The organism is Pseudomonas sp. IT-P74, assembly GCF_949768175.1.
In the GTDB taxonomy this organism is placed as follows: domain Bacteria; phylum Pseudomonadota; class Gammaproteobacteria; order Pseudomonadales; family Pseudomonadaceae; genus Aquipseudomonas.
Genome location: NZ_CATKQD010000055.1, coordinates 58,894 through 74,911, shown reverse-complemented (window position 1 = coordinate 74,911; position 16,018 = coordinate 58,894). Strand labels below are relative to the sequence as shown.

Here is a 16,018-nt window from a genome sequence, read left to right as displayed (position 1 = left end):
ATTGCCGGCAACGCTCAAAACGTTAAAAGGAGAGCCCGTACGCGGGCGAACAACCCATGCTTTATCGCCGCTTTGAAAAACTGATCGATGTTTTCCGCGAAGCACCGACGGCGTCTCCGCCAGACCGTGTATTCCCTTTTTATACCTATTACCTCAAGCAGGTCTGGCCGAGCTTCGCCGCCCTACTGATCGTCGGCCTGATCGGTGCGTTGATCGAGGTGGCGCTGTTCAGCTACCTGAGCCGCATCATCGACCTGGCCCAAGGCACGCCGAACGTCAGCCTGTTCCAGGATCACGCCCTCGAACTGACCTGGATGGTAGTGGTTGCGCTGGTGCTGCGCCCGATCTTTGTCGGCCTGCATGACCTGCTGGTGCACCAGACCCTGAGCCCCAGCATGACCAGCATGATCCGCTGGCAGAATCACAGCTACGTGCTCAAGCAGAGCCTGAACTTCTTCCAGAACGACTTCGCCGGGCGCATCGCCCAACGCATCATGCAAACCGGCAACTCACTGCGCGATTCCGCCGTGCAAGCGGTGGATGCGTTGTGGCATGTGCTGATCTACGCCATCAGTTCCCTGGTACTGTTCGCCGAAGCCGACTGGCGCCTGATGATCCCGCTGCTGACCTGGATCTTTGCCTTCATCGGCGCCCTCTGTTACTTCGTGCCACGGGTCAAGGATCGTTCGGTGGTGGCGTCCGATGCGCGCTCCAAACTCATGGGGCGGATTGTCGACGGCTACACCAACATCACCACCCTGAAGCTGTTCGCCCACACCAACTTCGAACAGCAATACGCCCGCGAAGCCATCAAGGAGCAGACCGAGAAGGCGCAACTGGCGGGCCGCGTGGTCACCAGCATGGACGTGGTCATCACCAGCATGAACGGCTTGCTGATCGTCTGCACCACCGGCCTGGCCCTGTGGTTGTGGACGCAGTCGTTGATCAGTGTGGGGGCGATTGCCCTGGCCACCGGTCTGGTGATCCGCATCGTCAACATGTCCGGCTGGATCATGTGGGTGGTCACCGGCATTTTCGAAAACATCGGCATGGTGCAGGACGGTCTGCAGACCATTTCGCAACCGGTCTCCGTTACCGACCGCGACCAGGCCAAACCCCTGGCGGTGGCACGTGGCGAAGTGCGCTTCGAACAGGTGGACTTCCACTACGGCAAGCGGAGCGGGATCATCGGTGACCTCAACCTGACCATCAAGGCCGGTGAAAAAATCGGCCTGATCGGCCCGTCCGGTGCCGGCAAATCGACTCTGGTGAACCTGCTGCTGCGCCTGTACGACGTCGAAGGCGGACGCATCCTGATCGACGGCCAGAACATCGCCGACGTCAGCCAGGAAAGCCTGCGCGAACGCATCGGGATGATCACCCAGGACACCTCGCTGCTGCACCGTTCGATCCGTGACAACCTGCTGTACGGCAAGCCCGACGCCACCGACGCCCAACTCTGGGAAGCGGTGCAAAAGGCCCGGGCCGACGGGTTCATTCCTACACTGTCGGACGCTGAAGGCCGCACCGGTTTCGATGCCCACGTCGGTGAGCGCGGGGTGAAGCTCTCCGGCGGCCAGCGCCAGCGCATCGCCATCGCCCGGGTACTGCTCAAGGACGCGCCGATCCTGATCATGGACGAGGCCACCTCGGCACTGGATTCGGAAGTCGAAGCGGCAATCCAGGAAAGTCTCGAAACCCTGATGCAGGGCAAAACCGTGATCGCTATCGCTCACCGCCTCTCGACCATCGCCCGGATGGACCGGCTGGTGGTGCTGGAAAACGGCAAGATCGCCGAAACCGGAACCCATGCCGAACTGCTCGCACATGGCGGTTTGTATGCGCGGTTGTGGCAACACCAGACCGGTGGGTTTGTCGGGATCGATTGATCCCCTGAGCAACACACTTCCCCTGTAGGAGCGAGCCTGCTCGCGATAGCGGTGCGTCAGACAACATCATTGTTGAATGATATTCCGTCATCGCGAGCAGGCTCGCTCCCACAGGGGTCCAGTGAAGCCGATCGATCACAGAAGACCGCCAGCCCAGCCAACAACAGGGCCTGGCGGTTTTTTATGCCTGCTGGAATTCTGAAAAAACCGTGCTGTACTCACTCCAACGTTCTGGAGATGGTTCTGCAGTCCATCGGCTGGATGCTTAAGGCAGCATAATCTCGAAAGGGCTCACTCTCATGTCTCTGTTAAAACGTTCGGCTACAGAGTTGGTAGGTACGTTCTGGCTGGTGTTGGGTGGTTGCGGCAGTGCGGTGTTGGCGGCGGCTTTCCCGGAGGTGGGGATCGGCCTGCTCGGGGTGTCCTTCGCGTTTGGCTTGACCGTGTTGACCATGGCTTTCGCCATCGGCCATATTTCCGGCTGTCATCTCAACCCCGCGGTATCCCTCGGCCTGGTGGTGGGTGGGCGGTTTCCGGCCAAGGAATTGCCGGCCTACATCGTTGCTCAGGTCATTGGTGGTGTGATTGCAGCCGCCCTGTTGTACTTCATTGCCAGTGGCAAACCCGGTTTCGAACTGGCGGGAGGTCTTGCATCTAACGGCTATGGCGAACACTCGCCCGGCGGTTATTCGATGACGTCAGGGTTTGTCACTGAACTGGTGATGACCGCGATGTTCATCCTGATCATCCTCGGCGCCACCGACAAGCGAGCACCGGCTGGCCTGGCACCCATTGCCATCGGCCTGGGGCTGACGCTGATCCACCTGATCTCGATCCCGGTCACCAACACCTCGGTCAACCCGGCGCGCAGCACCGGCCCGGCGCTGATCGTCGGCGGCTGGGCGATTCAACAACTGTGGATGTTCTGGGTCGCACCGCTACTCGGTGCAGTGGTCGGCGGCGTGCTGTATCGCTGGCTGGGCAAGGAAGAAAGCTGAAACGCTGATGATCAGCCTTGTCGATAAGGCAAGGCTGACTTCGCCTCCTCTGCATAAGCCAGCACCCCCAACCGCTCCTGCTCCAGGAAGTCTTTCACCGCAGCTTTCAATCCCGGATGCCGCAAGTAGTGCCAGGAATGGGTAATGACTGGCTCGAATCCACGAATCAGTTTGTGCTCACCCTGTGCCCCGGCATCAAAACGCTGGAAACCGTTGGCAATGGCATAGTCCATGCCTTGGTAGAAGCAGGTCTCGAAATGCAGGCGATCGAACTCCGCCAGGCATCCCCAATAGCGGCCATAAAAGCTGTCGCCCCCCACCAGACTGAACGCCATCGCCACTGGCCGTGAACCCTGCTTGGCCAGCACCACGCGAATCGACTCCGGCATGCGCTCGGCCAGCAGGCTGAAAAACTCCCGCGTCAGATACGGCGCCTGCCGGCGCACCGCGTAGGTATTGGCGTAACAGGCATAGACGAAATCCCATTGCGCCTCGCTCAGTTCCCGACCTTCGAACCACTCGAAATCGAAGCCCTGCCCGGCCACCTGCTCGCGCTCCTTGCGCATCTGTTTGCGCTTGCGCGAACTGAGTACATCGAGGAAATCCTGGAAATCCCGGTAGCCGCGATTCTGCCAGTGGTATTGACAGCCAACGCGCTGCAGCCAGCCGGGCTGCTCGCTCAATGCCGCGTCAGTGAACGGATCAGTGAAATTGATGTGGGCGCTGGAGAGCCCTTCTATCTCAAGGTAGCCCGGCAGGCTTTTCAATAACTCGAAACCCTCTTCGACCGTGGCCGCCAACAGCCGCGGCCCGCTGACCGGACTGAACGGCACCGCGCTCAACAGTTTGGGGTAGTAGTCGATGCCGGCACGCTCACAGGCATCGGCCCAGGGGTGATCGAACACGTACTCGCCGTAGGAATGCCACTTGCGATAACCGGGTAGCGCGGCGATCAGTCGATCGCCTTCGATGTGCAATAAATGCTCGGGCTGCCAGCCGGTATGGGGGCCGACGCTGCCGCTGTCTTCCAGCGCGCTCAAAAAGGCGTGACGCAGAAAAGGCTGAGTCTGGGGCACCAGTGCGTCCCAGGTCTGCGGGGCGATTTCTGACAGTTTTTGCAGGCGTTGCAACGGCATCACCATCCTCACTCTTCATGGCGTGAAAGCCCAGCGAGTATCGCCTATCGCTCTGCAATGCACACGGGCAAAACGACGACAGTGCTCTAACTCAATAGTTCACGACGACTTTGTATCGTCATCGACATGACATCACATTGCCACCGCCCTGTAATAAACCATCGCGATACTGGCGCCTGTTTTTAGAGCGCCGGGTTATACCCGGCCACTGTTTTCCGCCCCTTACGGTCGGTTGTGACCCGGATGGCTCTGTCATCCCCTCTCATCTTCGGAGATTGATATGCGTCTTGCTTCCACGAAAACTGCGGCGGCCTTGTGCGGTGGCCTGTTGCTGGCCATGAGTGTTCCGGCCAGTGCCGCAGTCGACGCCAAACTGCTCGACATGCTCAAGGCTAACGGCTCGATCACCAATGCGCAGTACAGCGAACTGCAAGCCGAGCTGGCCAGGGATCAGAAAGACCAGCAGATCGCCCGTCAGGCTCAACAAGAGACCAACGAGCAAATTGCAGCCACCGCGAAGAAAACCGATGCACTGAGCACTTTCGACCAGAAGCTGGCATGGGCCGCCAAGACCCAGTTCAAGGGTGACGTGCGCTTCCGCGAAGAAACCGTGCACAACGATGGCGTGCCGAACAACAAGGACCAGGACCGTCAGCGCATTCGTGCCCGCCTGGGTGCCTACAGCGAAATCAACCCGCAGGTCGACACCGGTATCCGTATCGCCACCGGCAGCAATGACGACGCTCGCTCGACCAACCAGGACCTGAACAACTACTTCGACAAGAAGCAGATCTGGCTGGACCAGGGTTACATCGACTACCACCCGGACGCGATCAAGAACCTGCACCTGGTTGGCGGCAAGATGCCGCAACAATGGGTGAGCATGGGCGACATCATCTGGGATAGCGACATCAACCCGGAAGGTCTGGCCGTCACCTACAAGTACCCGCTGAGCGGCAGCACCGAGCTGTTCGGTAGCGCCGGTCACTACACCCTCAAGGACAACGTCGACGGCGAAGGCGTGCAGTTCAAGCACGACCTGCGTCTGTACGCCGGCCAGTTGGGTGCGCGCTTCGCCATCACCGACAGCATGAAAATGACCTTGGGCGGCAGTCTCTACGCCTACGACAACGACGACAGCAGCGCTTGCCCTACCTCGGGTACCGTTACTGCGCCATGCGCACTGGCCGTCAACGGCAACAGCCCGGGCGAGCAGTTCAATCTGTACGAAGGTTTTGGTCAGCTGGACTTCAGTAACCTGCCGGTTCCGCTGTCGATCTACGGTCAGTACGTCAACAACACCGATGCCAGCAACGACCAGGACACTGGCTGGCTGGCCGGTGTGAAGTCCAAGCTCTATGGCTTCAACGTGGACTACAACTACCGCGACGTGCAGCGTAACGCTGTGGTTGGCGCCTTCACCGACTCCGACTTCGCCAACGGCTTCACCGGTTCGCGCGGCAGCAAGCTGAAAGTGAGCTACGACCTGGACAAGAACTTTGCCCTGGGCGCGACCTACTACATGGCGACCTCGGACCAGACCAACGCCAACATCAAGAAAACCGATTCGGACATCAACACCCTGCAACTGGATGCCGAAGCCAAGTTCTGATTCTCCCCGCTATACGACTCGGGCAGGGAAGCCCGGCCCCTTTTACAGCCTGGCGTTGGTGTGTCGGTCCCCATCATCCTCCGACACATCAACGCCGGGCTGTTTGTTTTTGCCAGCCCGCCATTGTAGGAGCGAGCTTGCTCGCGATAAACCTGAGCGCGCTGCGGGGCGCCAGGTTTACCGCGTTATCGTTGACGACCATCGCGAGCAGGCTCGCTCCTACAGTTTGCGCAGCAACACACTACCAATCGAATAACCGGCACCGAACGAACTGAGCACGGCCAGCGAACCGGCGGCCAGATCGTCCTGGTTCTTGTGGAACGCAATCACGGAACCGGCGGAACTGGTATTGGCGTAGGTGTCGAGAATCACCGGCGCCTCTTGTTCGGTGGCGTCGCGACCGAGCAGTTTCTTCACGATCAAGTGGTTCATGCTGAGGTTGGCCTGGTGCAGCCAGAAGCGCTTCACGTCGCTGACGTTGAGCTGGTTCTCTTGCAGATGCGTTGCGACCAGCTCGGCCACCATCGGGCAAACGTCACGGAACACCTTGCGGCCTTCCTGCACGAACAGTTTGTCCCTGGCACCGATGCCCTCTTCCGCCGCGCGGTTGAGGAAACCGAAGTTATTGCGGATGTTGTTGGAGAACTTGGTCAGCAGCTTGGTGCTGACGATGTCGAACTGGTACCTGGACGTCGCCAGGTCGGCACGCTCGATGATCACCGCAGTGGCGGCATCGCCGAAGATGAAGTGACTGTCGCGGTCACGGAAGTTCAGGTGGCCGGTGCAGACTTCCGGGTTGACCATCAGGACCGCCCGGGCCTGGCCCAGTTGCACGCTGTTGGCAGCAGTCTGGATGCCGAAGGTCGCCGAAGAACAAGCCACGTTCATGTCGAAACCGAAACCCTGGATGCCCAGCGCTTCCTGGACTTCGATGGCAATGGCCGGGTAGGCACGCTGCAGATTGGAACAGGCGACGATCACGCCGTCGATGTCGGCTGCGGTCTTGCCGGCGCGCTGCAAGGCTTGTTCGGCGGCGCCGATGGCCATCTGGCAAAGCACCGACCACTCGTCGTTGGAACGCTCCGGCAGGCGCGGGGCCATACGTTGCGGGTCGAGGATGCCTTCCTTGTCCATGACAAAGCGGCTCTTGATGCCGGAAGCTTTCTCGATGAAGGCTGCGCTGGATTCGGTCAATGCTTCGACTTCACCGCGCGCAATGGCGTCAGCGTTGTCGGCGTTGAATTGCGCCACATAAGTATTGAAAGACTGCACCAGCTCTTCGTTGGAAATGCTGTTGGCCGGGGTGTACAGGCCGGTGCCGCTGATGACGACGTTATGCATGGTCGTGTCTCTAATCTGTTCAGGCAGAAAGCATTGGCACCGTCGTACCAACACATAAAGGGTCTATTCCCATCCGGGGGACGCAAACCTGGCATCGCTTTATTCCTGCTCGCAACCTGGTCGAAGGCTCTAGGTCGCGAAACTGGCGTTTATGGTCGCGAAGTTTGCCATAAAGCTTGGGTTTTGGCGCCTTTTGCGAGAGCAACGCAATACTTGTAGGAGCGAGCTTGCTCGCGATGAACCAGAGAACGCCGTGGGGTGTCAGGTTCCCAGCGTTATCGTTGACGACCATCGCGAGCAAGCTCGCTCCTACAGGGATTGTGTCAGGGTTCGACCTGGCTCCACTGCTTGTTCAATCGCTTGTCGGAGATCGGCACCTTGGTTCCCAACTGTTGCGCAAACAGCGAAACCCGGTATTCCTCCAGCCACCAGCGATACAACTCCAACTGCGGATCGCGCTTGCCTTCCTGGGCGTGTTTGCTGGCGCGGGTCTGGTATTGCGTCCACAGACCGGACAATTCGCCGCTCCAGACCCGGTCGCGCTGCACCTGGGCACCGATTTTTTCGAAGCGCTGCTCAATCGCCTTGAGGTAACGCGGCAATTCCTTGAGCCACTGCATCGGCGTTTCCCGGACAAACCCCGGATAAACCAAGTGGCTGAGCTGCTGCTTGATGTCGTTCAGGGCCACGGCTTGCGCCAGGTCGATCTTGCCCTTGAAGCGTTTTTGCAGGCCGTGCCAGAGCTTGAGGATCTCCAGTGTCAGCTTTGCCACACGCTCGGCGTGCTCGGTCCAGGCGCCACGCTTGCGCTCGGCCAGGGACGCCAGACCGGCGCCGTCACGGGGCAACGGGTCTTCGCCTTCAAGAATGCAGCTGTCGAGGCTGGCCAGCAGAATGTCTTCCACCAACGCATCGACGCGCCCCATGTCGCGGTACAGCAGGCCTAGTTCGGTCAAGCCCGGCAACTTGCCACGCAGGAACTTGGCAGGCTCGGCCAGTTGCTGCATCAGCAAGCGTTGCAGGGCACGGCGATGCTGGAACTCGGCCTCGGCCGGGGTCGAGAAACGCCCTTCCTTGACCGTCCCGGCTTCTTCCACCAGCGCCGGGTAGACCGTCATCGACAGCCCTGCGATCTTCTGCTGGGTTTTCTCGGCCACGGCGGCGAACACTTTCGGCTCCACCGGCTGCTGGCTCTTTGCGGTTTGCGGTACCGCCAATGCAGCCTGGCTGGCCTCGGCGAAACGCGCAGTCAGTTCGGCCAGATCGCGACCTTCACCGAGGAACTTGCCTTGGGCGTCGACGATTTCCAGGTTCATCCGCAGATGGCTTTCGACCTGCTGCGCCGCCTCGGCCCAGGCTTCATCGCTGACCCGCGCACCGGTCATGCGCAGCAGCTCGCGACCCAAGGCCTGGGGCAGCGAGCCCTCGGCAAAGGTCATGCGCTGCAACGCCGCCTTGACGAAGTCCGGCACCGGTACGAAGTTCTTGCGCAGCGCCTTGGGCAGGTTGCGCACCAGGGCAATGCACTTGGCTTCGATGACGCCCGGTACCAGCCACTCCAGGCGTTCCGGTGGCAACATCGGCAGCAGCGGCGCCGGCACGCGCAGGGTCACGCCGTCGCGCGGGTGGTTCGGTTCGAAGTGATAACTCAGGGCCAACTCCAGATCGCCGATATGCAGCGTGTCCGGGTAATGCTGGGCGGTGACTTCACTGGCTTCACGGGCCAGCACGTCTTCTTCGCGCATGATCAGCAGCTGCGGGTCTTTCTGGCTGTTGATCCGGTACCAGCTGTCGAAGGTCGCGGTCTGGTGGATCTCCGCCGGCAGTCGCGCGTCGTAGAAGGCGTACAGGGTTTCTTCATCGGCGAGGATGTCGCGACGGCGGGCCTTGGCTTCCAGCTCGTCGAGCTGTTCCAGCAATTGCTTGTTGGCCGTCAGGCACTTGGCCCTGGACTGGATCTCACCACGCACCAGCCCTTCGCGGATGAACAACTCGCGGGACACCACCGGGTCGACCGGGCCGTAATGCACCGGCCTGCGCCCGACCACGATCAACCCGAACAAGGTGATCTGCTCGAACGCCACGACCTGGCCGCGCTTCTTCTCCCAATGGGGTTCGAAGTGGTTTTTCTTGATCAGGTGCCCGGCCAGCGGCTCGATCCAGTCGGCGTCGATCTTGGCGACCATGCGCGCGTAGAGCTTGGTGGTTTCCACCAGTTCGGCGGTCATCAGCCATTGCGGACGCTTCTTGCCGATGCCCGACGACGGATGAATCCAGAACCGCCGCTGGCGCGCGCCGAGGTAATCGCCGTCTTCGGTTTTCTGCCCGATCTGGCTGAGCAACCCCACCAACACCGCTTTGTGCAGTTTCGGATAGTCCGCCGGCTCTTTATTAAGGCTCAACTGCATGTCGCGGCAGATCAGGCTCAATTGGCGATGGGAGTCGCGCCACTCGCGCAAGCGCAGGTAATTGAGGAAATTCTTGCGGCACCAGTTACGCAGCGGACTGGCCGTCAGCGCCTGGCGCTGCTCTTCGAAACCGCGCCACAGATTGACCAGCCCGGCGAAGTCCGAGTCGACGTCTTTCCACTGAGCGTGGGCCTGATCCGCCGCTTGCTGACGCTCCGGCGGACGCTCGCGCGGGTCCTGGATCGACATGGCGCTGGCGACGATCAGCACTTCCTGCAAGCTGCCGAGCTTGGCCGCTTCGAGCAGCATGCGGCCCATGCGCGGGTCCACAGGCAGCCGCGCCAATTGACGACCGAGCGGCGTCAGCTGGCTATTGCGATCCACCGCCGAGAGTTCCTGCAGCAGGTTGTAACCGTCGCTGATGGCCTTGCCATCCGGAGGCTCGATGAACGGGAACGCGGTGACCTCGCCAAGACGCAGATGCAACATCTGCAAAATGACCGCCGCGAGGTTGGTACGCAGGATTTCCGGATCGGTGAATTCCGGGCGACCGAGGAAATCCTCTTCGCTGTACAGGCGCACGCAGATGCCCGGCTCGACCCGTCCGCACCGGCCTTTACGCTGGTTGGCACTGGCTTGGGAAACCGCTTCGATCGGCAGGCGCTGGACCTTGGCGCGATAGCTGTAGCGACTGATGCGCGCAGTGCCGCTGTCGATCACATAGCGAATGCCCGGCACAGTCAGCGAGGTTTCCGCGACGTTGGTCGCCAGTACCACGCGACGCCCAGGGTGAGACTGGAAAATCCGCTGTTGCTCGGCCGGCGACAAACGCGCGTACAACGGCAGGATTTCGGTGTGCTTGAGCTGGGCCTTGCGCAGCATGTCGGCGGCGTCGCGAATCTCGCGCTCACCGGGCAGGAACACCAGCACGTCACCGGGACTGCGGCGTTCACTGCGCTCATAGGCGGCGATTTCGTCGAGGGTGGCGAGGATCGCCTGATCCACCGTCAGGTCGTCCTCGACGCGGTTGCCCTCTTCGTCCTGCTCAAGCGTCAGCGGCCGATACCAGGTATCCACCGGGTAGGTGCGGCCAGACACCTCGACAATCGGCGCGTCGTCGAAGTGCCTGGAGAAACGCTCCAGGTCGATGGTCGCCGAAGTGATGATGACCTTCAGGTCGGGACGGCGCGGCAGCAGGGTTTTCAGGTAGCCGAGCAGGAAGTCGATGTTGAGGCTGCGTTCGTGGGCTTCGTCGACGATGATCGTGTCGTAGCGTTCCAGATAGCGGTCGTTCTGGGTTTCCGCCAGCAGGATGCCGTCGGTCATCAGCTTGATCAGGGTGCTGGAATCGCTCTGATCCTCGAAGCGCACCTGATACCCGACCAGCGCGCCCAGCGGGGTGCCAAGTTCTTCGGCGACCCGGCTGGCGACACTGCGCGCAGCGATCCGGCGCGGCTGGGTGTGGCCGATCAGGCCATGCTGGCCGCGACCGATTTCCAGGCAGATCTTCGGCAACTGGGTGGTTTTGCCCGAGCCGGTCTCACCGGCGATGATCAGCACCTGGTGTTTTTCCAGCGCTTTCTTGATTTCGTCGCGCTTGGCGGCGATCGGCAAACTGTCGTCGTAACGAATCACCGGCAAGCTGGCCTTGCGCGCCAACACCTGCTCGCAGGACGCCTGCATCCGCGTCACCCACTGGCCCAGCCTGGCCTCGTCGGGTTTCTTGCGCAGCTCAAGCAACTGCCGCCGCAGCCGGTGGCGGTCGGCGAGCATGGCGTGATCGAGGTTTTTCAGCAGTTTGTCGATGGAGGGCGATTCGTCGGTCATCGGGTACGCAATTCAGTCGTCTAGTGGCGCAGGGTGCGGATTGTCGCAGATTTTACGACCGCTGCGCGGCCGATCGCGAGCAGGCTCGCTCCCACACTGGATCTATAGCGGCCACAAAATCGGGGTACACCACAGCCCAATGTGGAAGCGAGCCTGCTCGCGATCAATTGCGCAGCAATTGCAGAGGACTACTCGGTGTCCAGGCCTTTACGCCGATAAGGAAATACGTCAATCACCTTCCCCGCCCGAATCGCTTCCTGCAGGCTCTTCCAGTAATCGGCGTTATACAACTCGCCATGCAACTGATCGAACAACTTGCGTTGCCCGAAATCGGCAAACAGGAACGGCGGAAATTCCTCGGGGAACACGTCCAGTGGCCCGATCGAGTACCACGGTTCGGACGCCATTTCATCTTCGGGTGTACGCGGTAGCGGGATGTGGCGGAAGTTGGCCTCGGTCAGAAAGCAGATCTCGTCGTAGTCGTAAAACACCACACGACCGTGACGGGTCACCCCGAAGTTCTTCAGCAGCATGTCGCCGGGGAAAATGTTGGCCGCCGCCAGTTGCTTGATCGCCAGCCCGTAGTCTTCCAGCGCTTCACGCACCTGCGCCTCGTTGGCGTTTTCCAGGTAGAGGTTCAGCGGGGTCATGCGGCGCTCGGTCCAGCAGTGACGGATCAACACCGTGTCGTCTTCCACCGACACCGTGGACGGTGCGACTTCCAGCAACTCCTCCAGACACGCCGGATCGAACTTGCTCAGGGGGAAACGGAAATCGGCGAACTCCTGGGTATCGGCCATGCGCCCGACCCGATCGACGCTTTTCACCAAGCGGTACTTTTCGATCACCGTGGCGCGGTCGACGTTTTTCGACGGCGAGAAACGGTCCTTGATGATTTTGAACACGGTGTTGAAACCCGGCAGGGTGAACACGCTCATTACCATGCCGCGCACGCCGGGGGCCATGATGAACTGGTCGTCGGTGTTGGCCAGGTGATTGATCAGCGCCCGGTAGAACTCCGACTTGCCGTGCTTGTAGAAGCCGATCGAGGTGTACAGCTCGGCAATGTGCTTGCCCGGCAGGATACGTCGCAGGAAGCCGATGAACTCCGCCGGCACCGGCACATCCACCATGAAATACGAACGGGTGAACGAGAAGATGATCGACACGTCCGCCTCATCGGTGATCAGCGCATCGATCTGGATGCCGCGACCCTCGAGGTGCAGCAATGGAATCGCCAGCGGCCATTGCTCGTCGGCGGTGTAGATACGCCCCACCAGGTACGCGCCCTTATTGCGGTACAGCACCGAGGAAAACAGCTCGACGCTCAGTTCCGGGTCCTTGCACACCCAATCCGGCAGGTTCTCGCGCAGTTGCGCTTCGAGGCGTTTCAGGTCACTGGACAGGTCGGCGTAATCCTCGCTGAAGCGATAGTCGGCAAAGATGCTGGCGAGCATCGCCGACAATTGGCCTTGCGGCTTGTAGGTGCGGGTTTGCGCGGCCCGGGCACGGCGCAGGCTCGGCCGGGTGGTGTGGATGAACATGCAGCCGTCGCTGATCAGGTCATGGCTGAACAGCCCGCAGAAGATCGAGTTGTACCAGGTCTCGGACAGTTCATCGTCGAAGCGCAGGTCGATCAGCCTGATATAGGCGCTCTTGACCAGCGGCCAGCAACTGACGTCCAGGGTGTCGGCGTCAAACGCGGTGCGCAGTCGCTCCACCGTTTCACCGACCTTGTCTTCGTACAGATTGATCCGCGCCGCCGATGCCGACTGAGTCTCTTGCCACCTGGCTTGCTCGAAACGGGCCCGGGCGCCGTCGGTGATCTGGCGAAAATGCTCGCGGTAATCGTCAAAGCCATCGAGGATCAAGCGGGCGATGTCGGCGGCTGGCCATTGCTGCGGCATGGAGAGACCTCTGCGGGAATTCGGGAGGCTTGAGCTTAGCCAGTGAACCGGGTGCAGGAGAAGCGTAATTTTCCGGGTGAATTAAATGCCCGGTTTTCGGTTGCCATCGATCACACACTCAGCAACACTTTCGCCCCTCCCCCAAGGAAGGACCGCGCAGTGAACCCCGTCGATATTTTCCGTTTACTGTCCCTGGCGGCCATTTGGGGTGCGAGTTTTTTGTTCATGCGCATCATTGCCCCGGTGATTGGCAGCATTCCGACCGCTTTTTTCCGTGTATCGATAGCCGCTGCCGGACTGCTGGTGATTCTCGGGCTGATGCGCATCAGCTGGGACTTCAAGGGCAAACTCAAGACCGTGATGCTGCTCGGGGTGATCAACTCCGGGATTCCGGCGACGCTCTATTCGGTGGCCGCGCAGGTGCTGCCGGCCGGCTATTCGTCGATTTTCAATGCCACGACCCCCTTGATGGGCGTGCTGATCGGCGGCCTGTTTTTCCATGAAAGGCTCACTGGCGCCAAACTCGGCGGCGTGTTCCTGGGGCTGTTCGGCGTGGGCGTGCTGACCCGTGCAGGTCCGGTCGCGTTCGATATGCAACTGCTGATGGGGGCCGTCGCCTGTCTGCTCGCAACTACTTGCTACGGATTTGCGGGGTTTCTGGCCCGCCGCTGGCTCGATCAGGCCGGTGGGCTCGACAGCCGCCTGTCGGCGCTGGGCAGCATGCTCGGCGCGACGTTGTTCCTGCTGCCGCTGTTCGGCTACAGCGTGATCAGCCAACCACCCGCGACCTGGGGCGGCTGGAGTGTCTGGCTCTCGTTGCTGGGGTTGGGTCTGGGATGCACGGCGTTTGCGTACATTGTTTACTTCCGGCTCCTGAGCTCGATTGGTCCGGTGAAATCGATGACTACGACCTTTTTGATCCCGCTGTTCGGCGTGTTGTGGGGGGCGCTGTTTCTCGATGAGCCGCTGTCGATGGCGCATATCTATGGCGGGTTGTTGATTGCGCTGGCGTTGTGGTTGGTGTTGAAGCCGGCTGCTGTGAAACCGCAAATGGTGGCGGACCGGTAGAGCTGCCGGGATGCTGAAAATGTCATCGCGAGCAGGCTCGCTCCCACAGAGGTCGGTGTTGTACACAAACTCTGTGTTCAGCGCAGAACCCTGCGGGAGCGAGCTTGCTCGCGATGACGTCAGCCCATACTCCGACAATCACAAGGTAGAAGCACTCATCTCCCCATCGCATTCAGTCTTCGGCAATGCAGCCGTTCATGAATTCGGTGCGTGCCGGGTATGCACTGGCCAAATGAAAAAGGCCCGGAGCATTGCAACAGGCCTTCTCCGGTTTATGCAGGTTTACGGAACACAAACACCAGACCGACGATGATCATCAGCATGCCGAACAGGCTCAACAGCGCCAGGCGATTGCCGAAGATCAGATAGTCCATCACCGCTGTGACCGCCGGTACCAGATAAAACAGGCTGGTGACGTTCACCAGATTGCCCCTGGCGATCAAACGGTAGAGCAACAGTGTCGCCAGCACCGACACCACCAGCCCCATCCACAGCACCGGCAGGATGAAACCGCTGCCGTGCTCGAAGTGAAATGGCTGGAAGGGTACGAAAATCCCGCACAACAGCAGCCCGGCCAGATATTGCACCGGCAATGTGCCGAGGGGATTGTCGGTGATGCGTTTCTGCATGATCGAACCGAAGGTCATGCTCGCCAGCGCCAGCAGACCGAAGAGCATCCCGGCCAGCGACATCCCCGCCAGCCCGATGCCCTGATAGACCACCATGACCAAGCCGGTCAGCCCCAGGGCCAGACCGAACATCCGGCTCCAGGAGCGCTCGCGCTCCATCAGCACCACGGTGAGGATCGGTTGCACGCCCATGATGGTCGCCATCACCCCGGGCGTGACTTTAAGGTCCAGGGCCAGCAGATAGAAAATCTGATACGCCCCCAACAACACCACCCCGGTAGCCATCGCATACCGCATCGGTTTGCCGCCCTTGGGCAACTTCAGCTTGAGCAACGGCACCAGCAACACCAGACCGCATAGGGCAATGACAAAACGAAACACCAGAAAGGCGAAGGGTGACGCGTGGGCCAGCCCCCACTTGGAGAAAATCGCCCCGCTGCTCCACAGCAAAACGAACAGGCTCGTGGACGCCGCCGCGAGCACGGAGTTTTTCGAAAGGACAAACATGAATACCACCTGTAGTCAGGCAAAAAGCCAACTCAGCCGAAGCTGAAATTCAGTCGTTTTTTTTCGGGTTGGCAGGGGGAACGGCAGAAAGCAGCCGATCAGCCCGAAATGCCAACGCCTGGCGGTGAGACCACCGCGCACACTGGCGTGCGACTGACAGGAGGGGGGTAATGACTGATCTGCCCCGGCTGCTGATTCCCGCACGGCACGACGCCAGCGTTGACCGCTGAATCGACTACCGCGTTGATGAGGGATGCAGGCATTGGGCTGATCTTTTTCAGGAGTGGAAAAGCAGGTCATGAACCTGCCGAGGGCTGACTATAACCAGCGCTGCACAAGAATGGCAATGGGTTACTGCGTGACACGGCGTTGAGGTGCAGGCACGTAAACATTCAATGAACCAGTGTCGCAATTTGTGCTTTAATTGCAAAATAAATCGAAAAGACTCGATAAAACATAATAACCAGAATCCAAAAAAGCAAAATCAACATTTTGCGACAAGGAAGCTATCCAGTGGCAAACCCCGATCTTCTTGGCCTCGATGCCCCGGTTGTATGGGATACGCAGCAGGCCTTCGTCCATCTCAATCAACTCAATCAAGCTGACACCAAGCGCACCGCCGAACGACGCTTGCACGAGCTTGCACTTCTGCCCGATACGCTCAATGCGCAAAACCTGAGTGACGAATCCGGGCGC

Annotated in this window: 9 protein-coding genes; 4 read left to right on the top strand and 5 right to left on the bottom strand. The window is 60.3% G+C overall.

The genetic code is table 11. The annotated features are described in order from the left end of the window. Positions 1-56: 56 nt before the first annotated feature. Together ACM6J5_RS20790 and aqpZ are read left to right on the top strand one after the other, a co-directional pair. Entirely contained in the window at positions 57-1,889 is a 1,833-nt protein-coding gene (locus ACM6J5_RS20790) for an ABC transporter ATP-binding protein (RefSeq protein ID WP_095944615.1), read from the top strand. A 299-nt stretch (positions 1,890-2,188) separates the two neighbouring features. Continuing rightward, positions 2,189-2,887, top strand: a complete 699-nt coding sequence (aqpZ, locus tag ACM6J5_RS20785; RefSeq protein ID WP_095944616.1) for an aquaporin Z — start codon at positions 2,189-2,191, stop codon at positions 2,885-2,887. 11 nt (positions 2,888-2,898) lie between these two features. Here the strand turns inward: aqpZ and ACM6J5_RS20780 are convergent, their stop codons facing one another. Further along, complete coding sequence (locus tag ACM6J5_RS20780; protein WP_414929245.1) at positions 2,899-4,023, bottom strand: GNAT family N-acetyltransferase; 1,125 nt, start codon at positions 4,021-4,023, stop codon at positions 2,899-2,901. A gap of 280 nt (positions 4,024-4,303) precedes the next feature. Between ACM6J5_RS20780 and ACM6J5_RS20775 the strand changes: the two genes are divergently transcribed. Continuing rightward, a complete protein-coding gene (locus ACM6J5_RS20775) occupies positions 4,304-5,635 on the top strand; it encodes a putative porin (protein ID WP_414929244.1) in 1,332 nt (443 codons plus the stop codon). A 219-nt stretch (positions 5,636-5,854) separates the two neighbouring features. Here ACM6J5_RS20775 and ACM6J5_RS20770 read toward each other — a convergent pair whose 3' ends face one another. From ACM6J5_RS20770 to aceK, 3 genes are all read right to left on the bottom strand, one after another. Next, positions 5,855-6,976, bottom strand: a complete 1,122-nt coding sequence (locus tag ACM6J5_RS20770; RefSeq protein ID WP_095944618.1) for a beta-ketoacyl-ACP synthase III — start codon at positions 6,974-6,976, stop codon at positions 5,855-5,857. Positions 6,977-7,299: 323 nt separating this feature from the next. Beyond that, positions 7,300-11,211 carry an ATP-dependent RNA helicase HrpA gene (hrpA, locus tag ACM6J5_RS20765; protein ID WP_414929243.1) on the bottom strand — a complete coding sequence of 1,304 codons (3,912 nt, stop codon included), beginning with the start codon at positions 11,209-11,211 and terminating at the stop codon, positions 7,300-7,302. Between the two features lie 188 nt (positions 11,212-11,399). Then, positions 11,400-13,118: a bifunctional isocitrate dehydrogenase kinase/phosphatase gene (gene aceK / locus ACM6J5_RS20760; RefSeq protein WP_095944621.1), complete on the bottom strand. Its 1,719-nt coding sequence runs from the start codon at positions 13,116-13,118 to the stop codon at positions 11,400-11,402. A gap of 159 nt (positions 13,119-13,277) precedes the next feature. Between aceK and ACM6J5_RS20755 the strand changes: the two genes are divergently transcribed. After that, positions 13,278-14,186 (top strand): DMT family transporter, encoded by a 909-nt coding sequence (locus ACM6J5_RS20755; protein WP_414929242.1) that lies wholly within the window; start codon positions 13,278-13,280, stop codon positions 14,184-14,186. A gap of 272 nt (positions 14,187-14,458) precedes the next feature. Here the strand turns inward: ACM6J5_RS20755 and ACM6J5_RS20750 are convergent, their stop codons facing one another. Next, positions 14,459-15,322 (bottom strand): DMT family transporter, encoded by an 864-nt coding sequence (locus ACM6J5_RS20750; RefSeq protein WP_150673530.1) that lies wholly within the window; start codon positions 15,320-15,322, stop codon positions 14,459-14,461. Between the last annotated feature and the right edge of the window lie 696 nt (positions 15,323-16,018).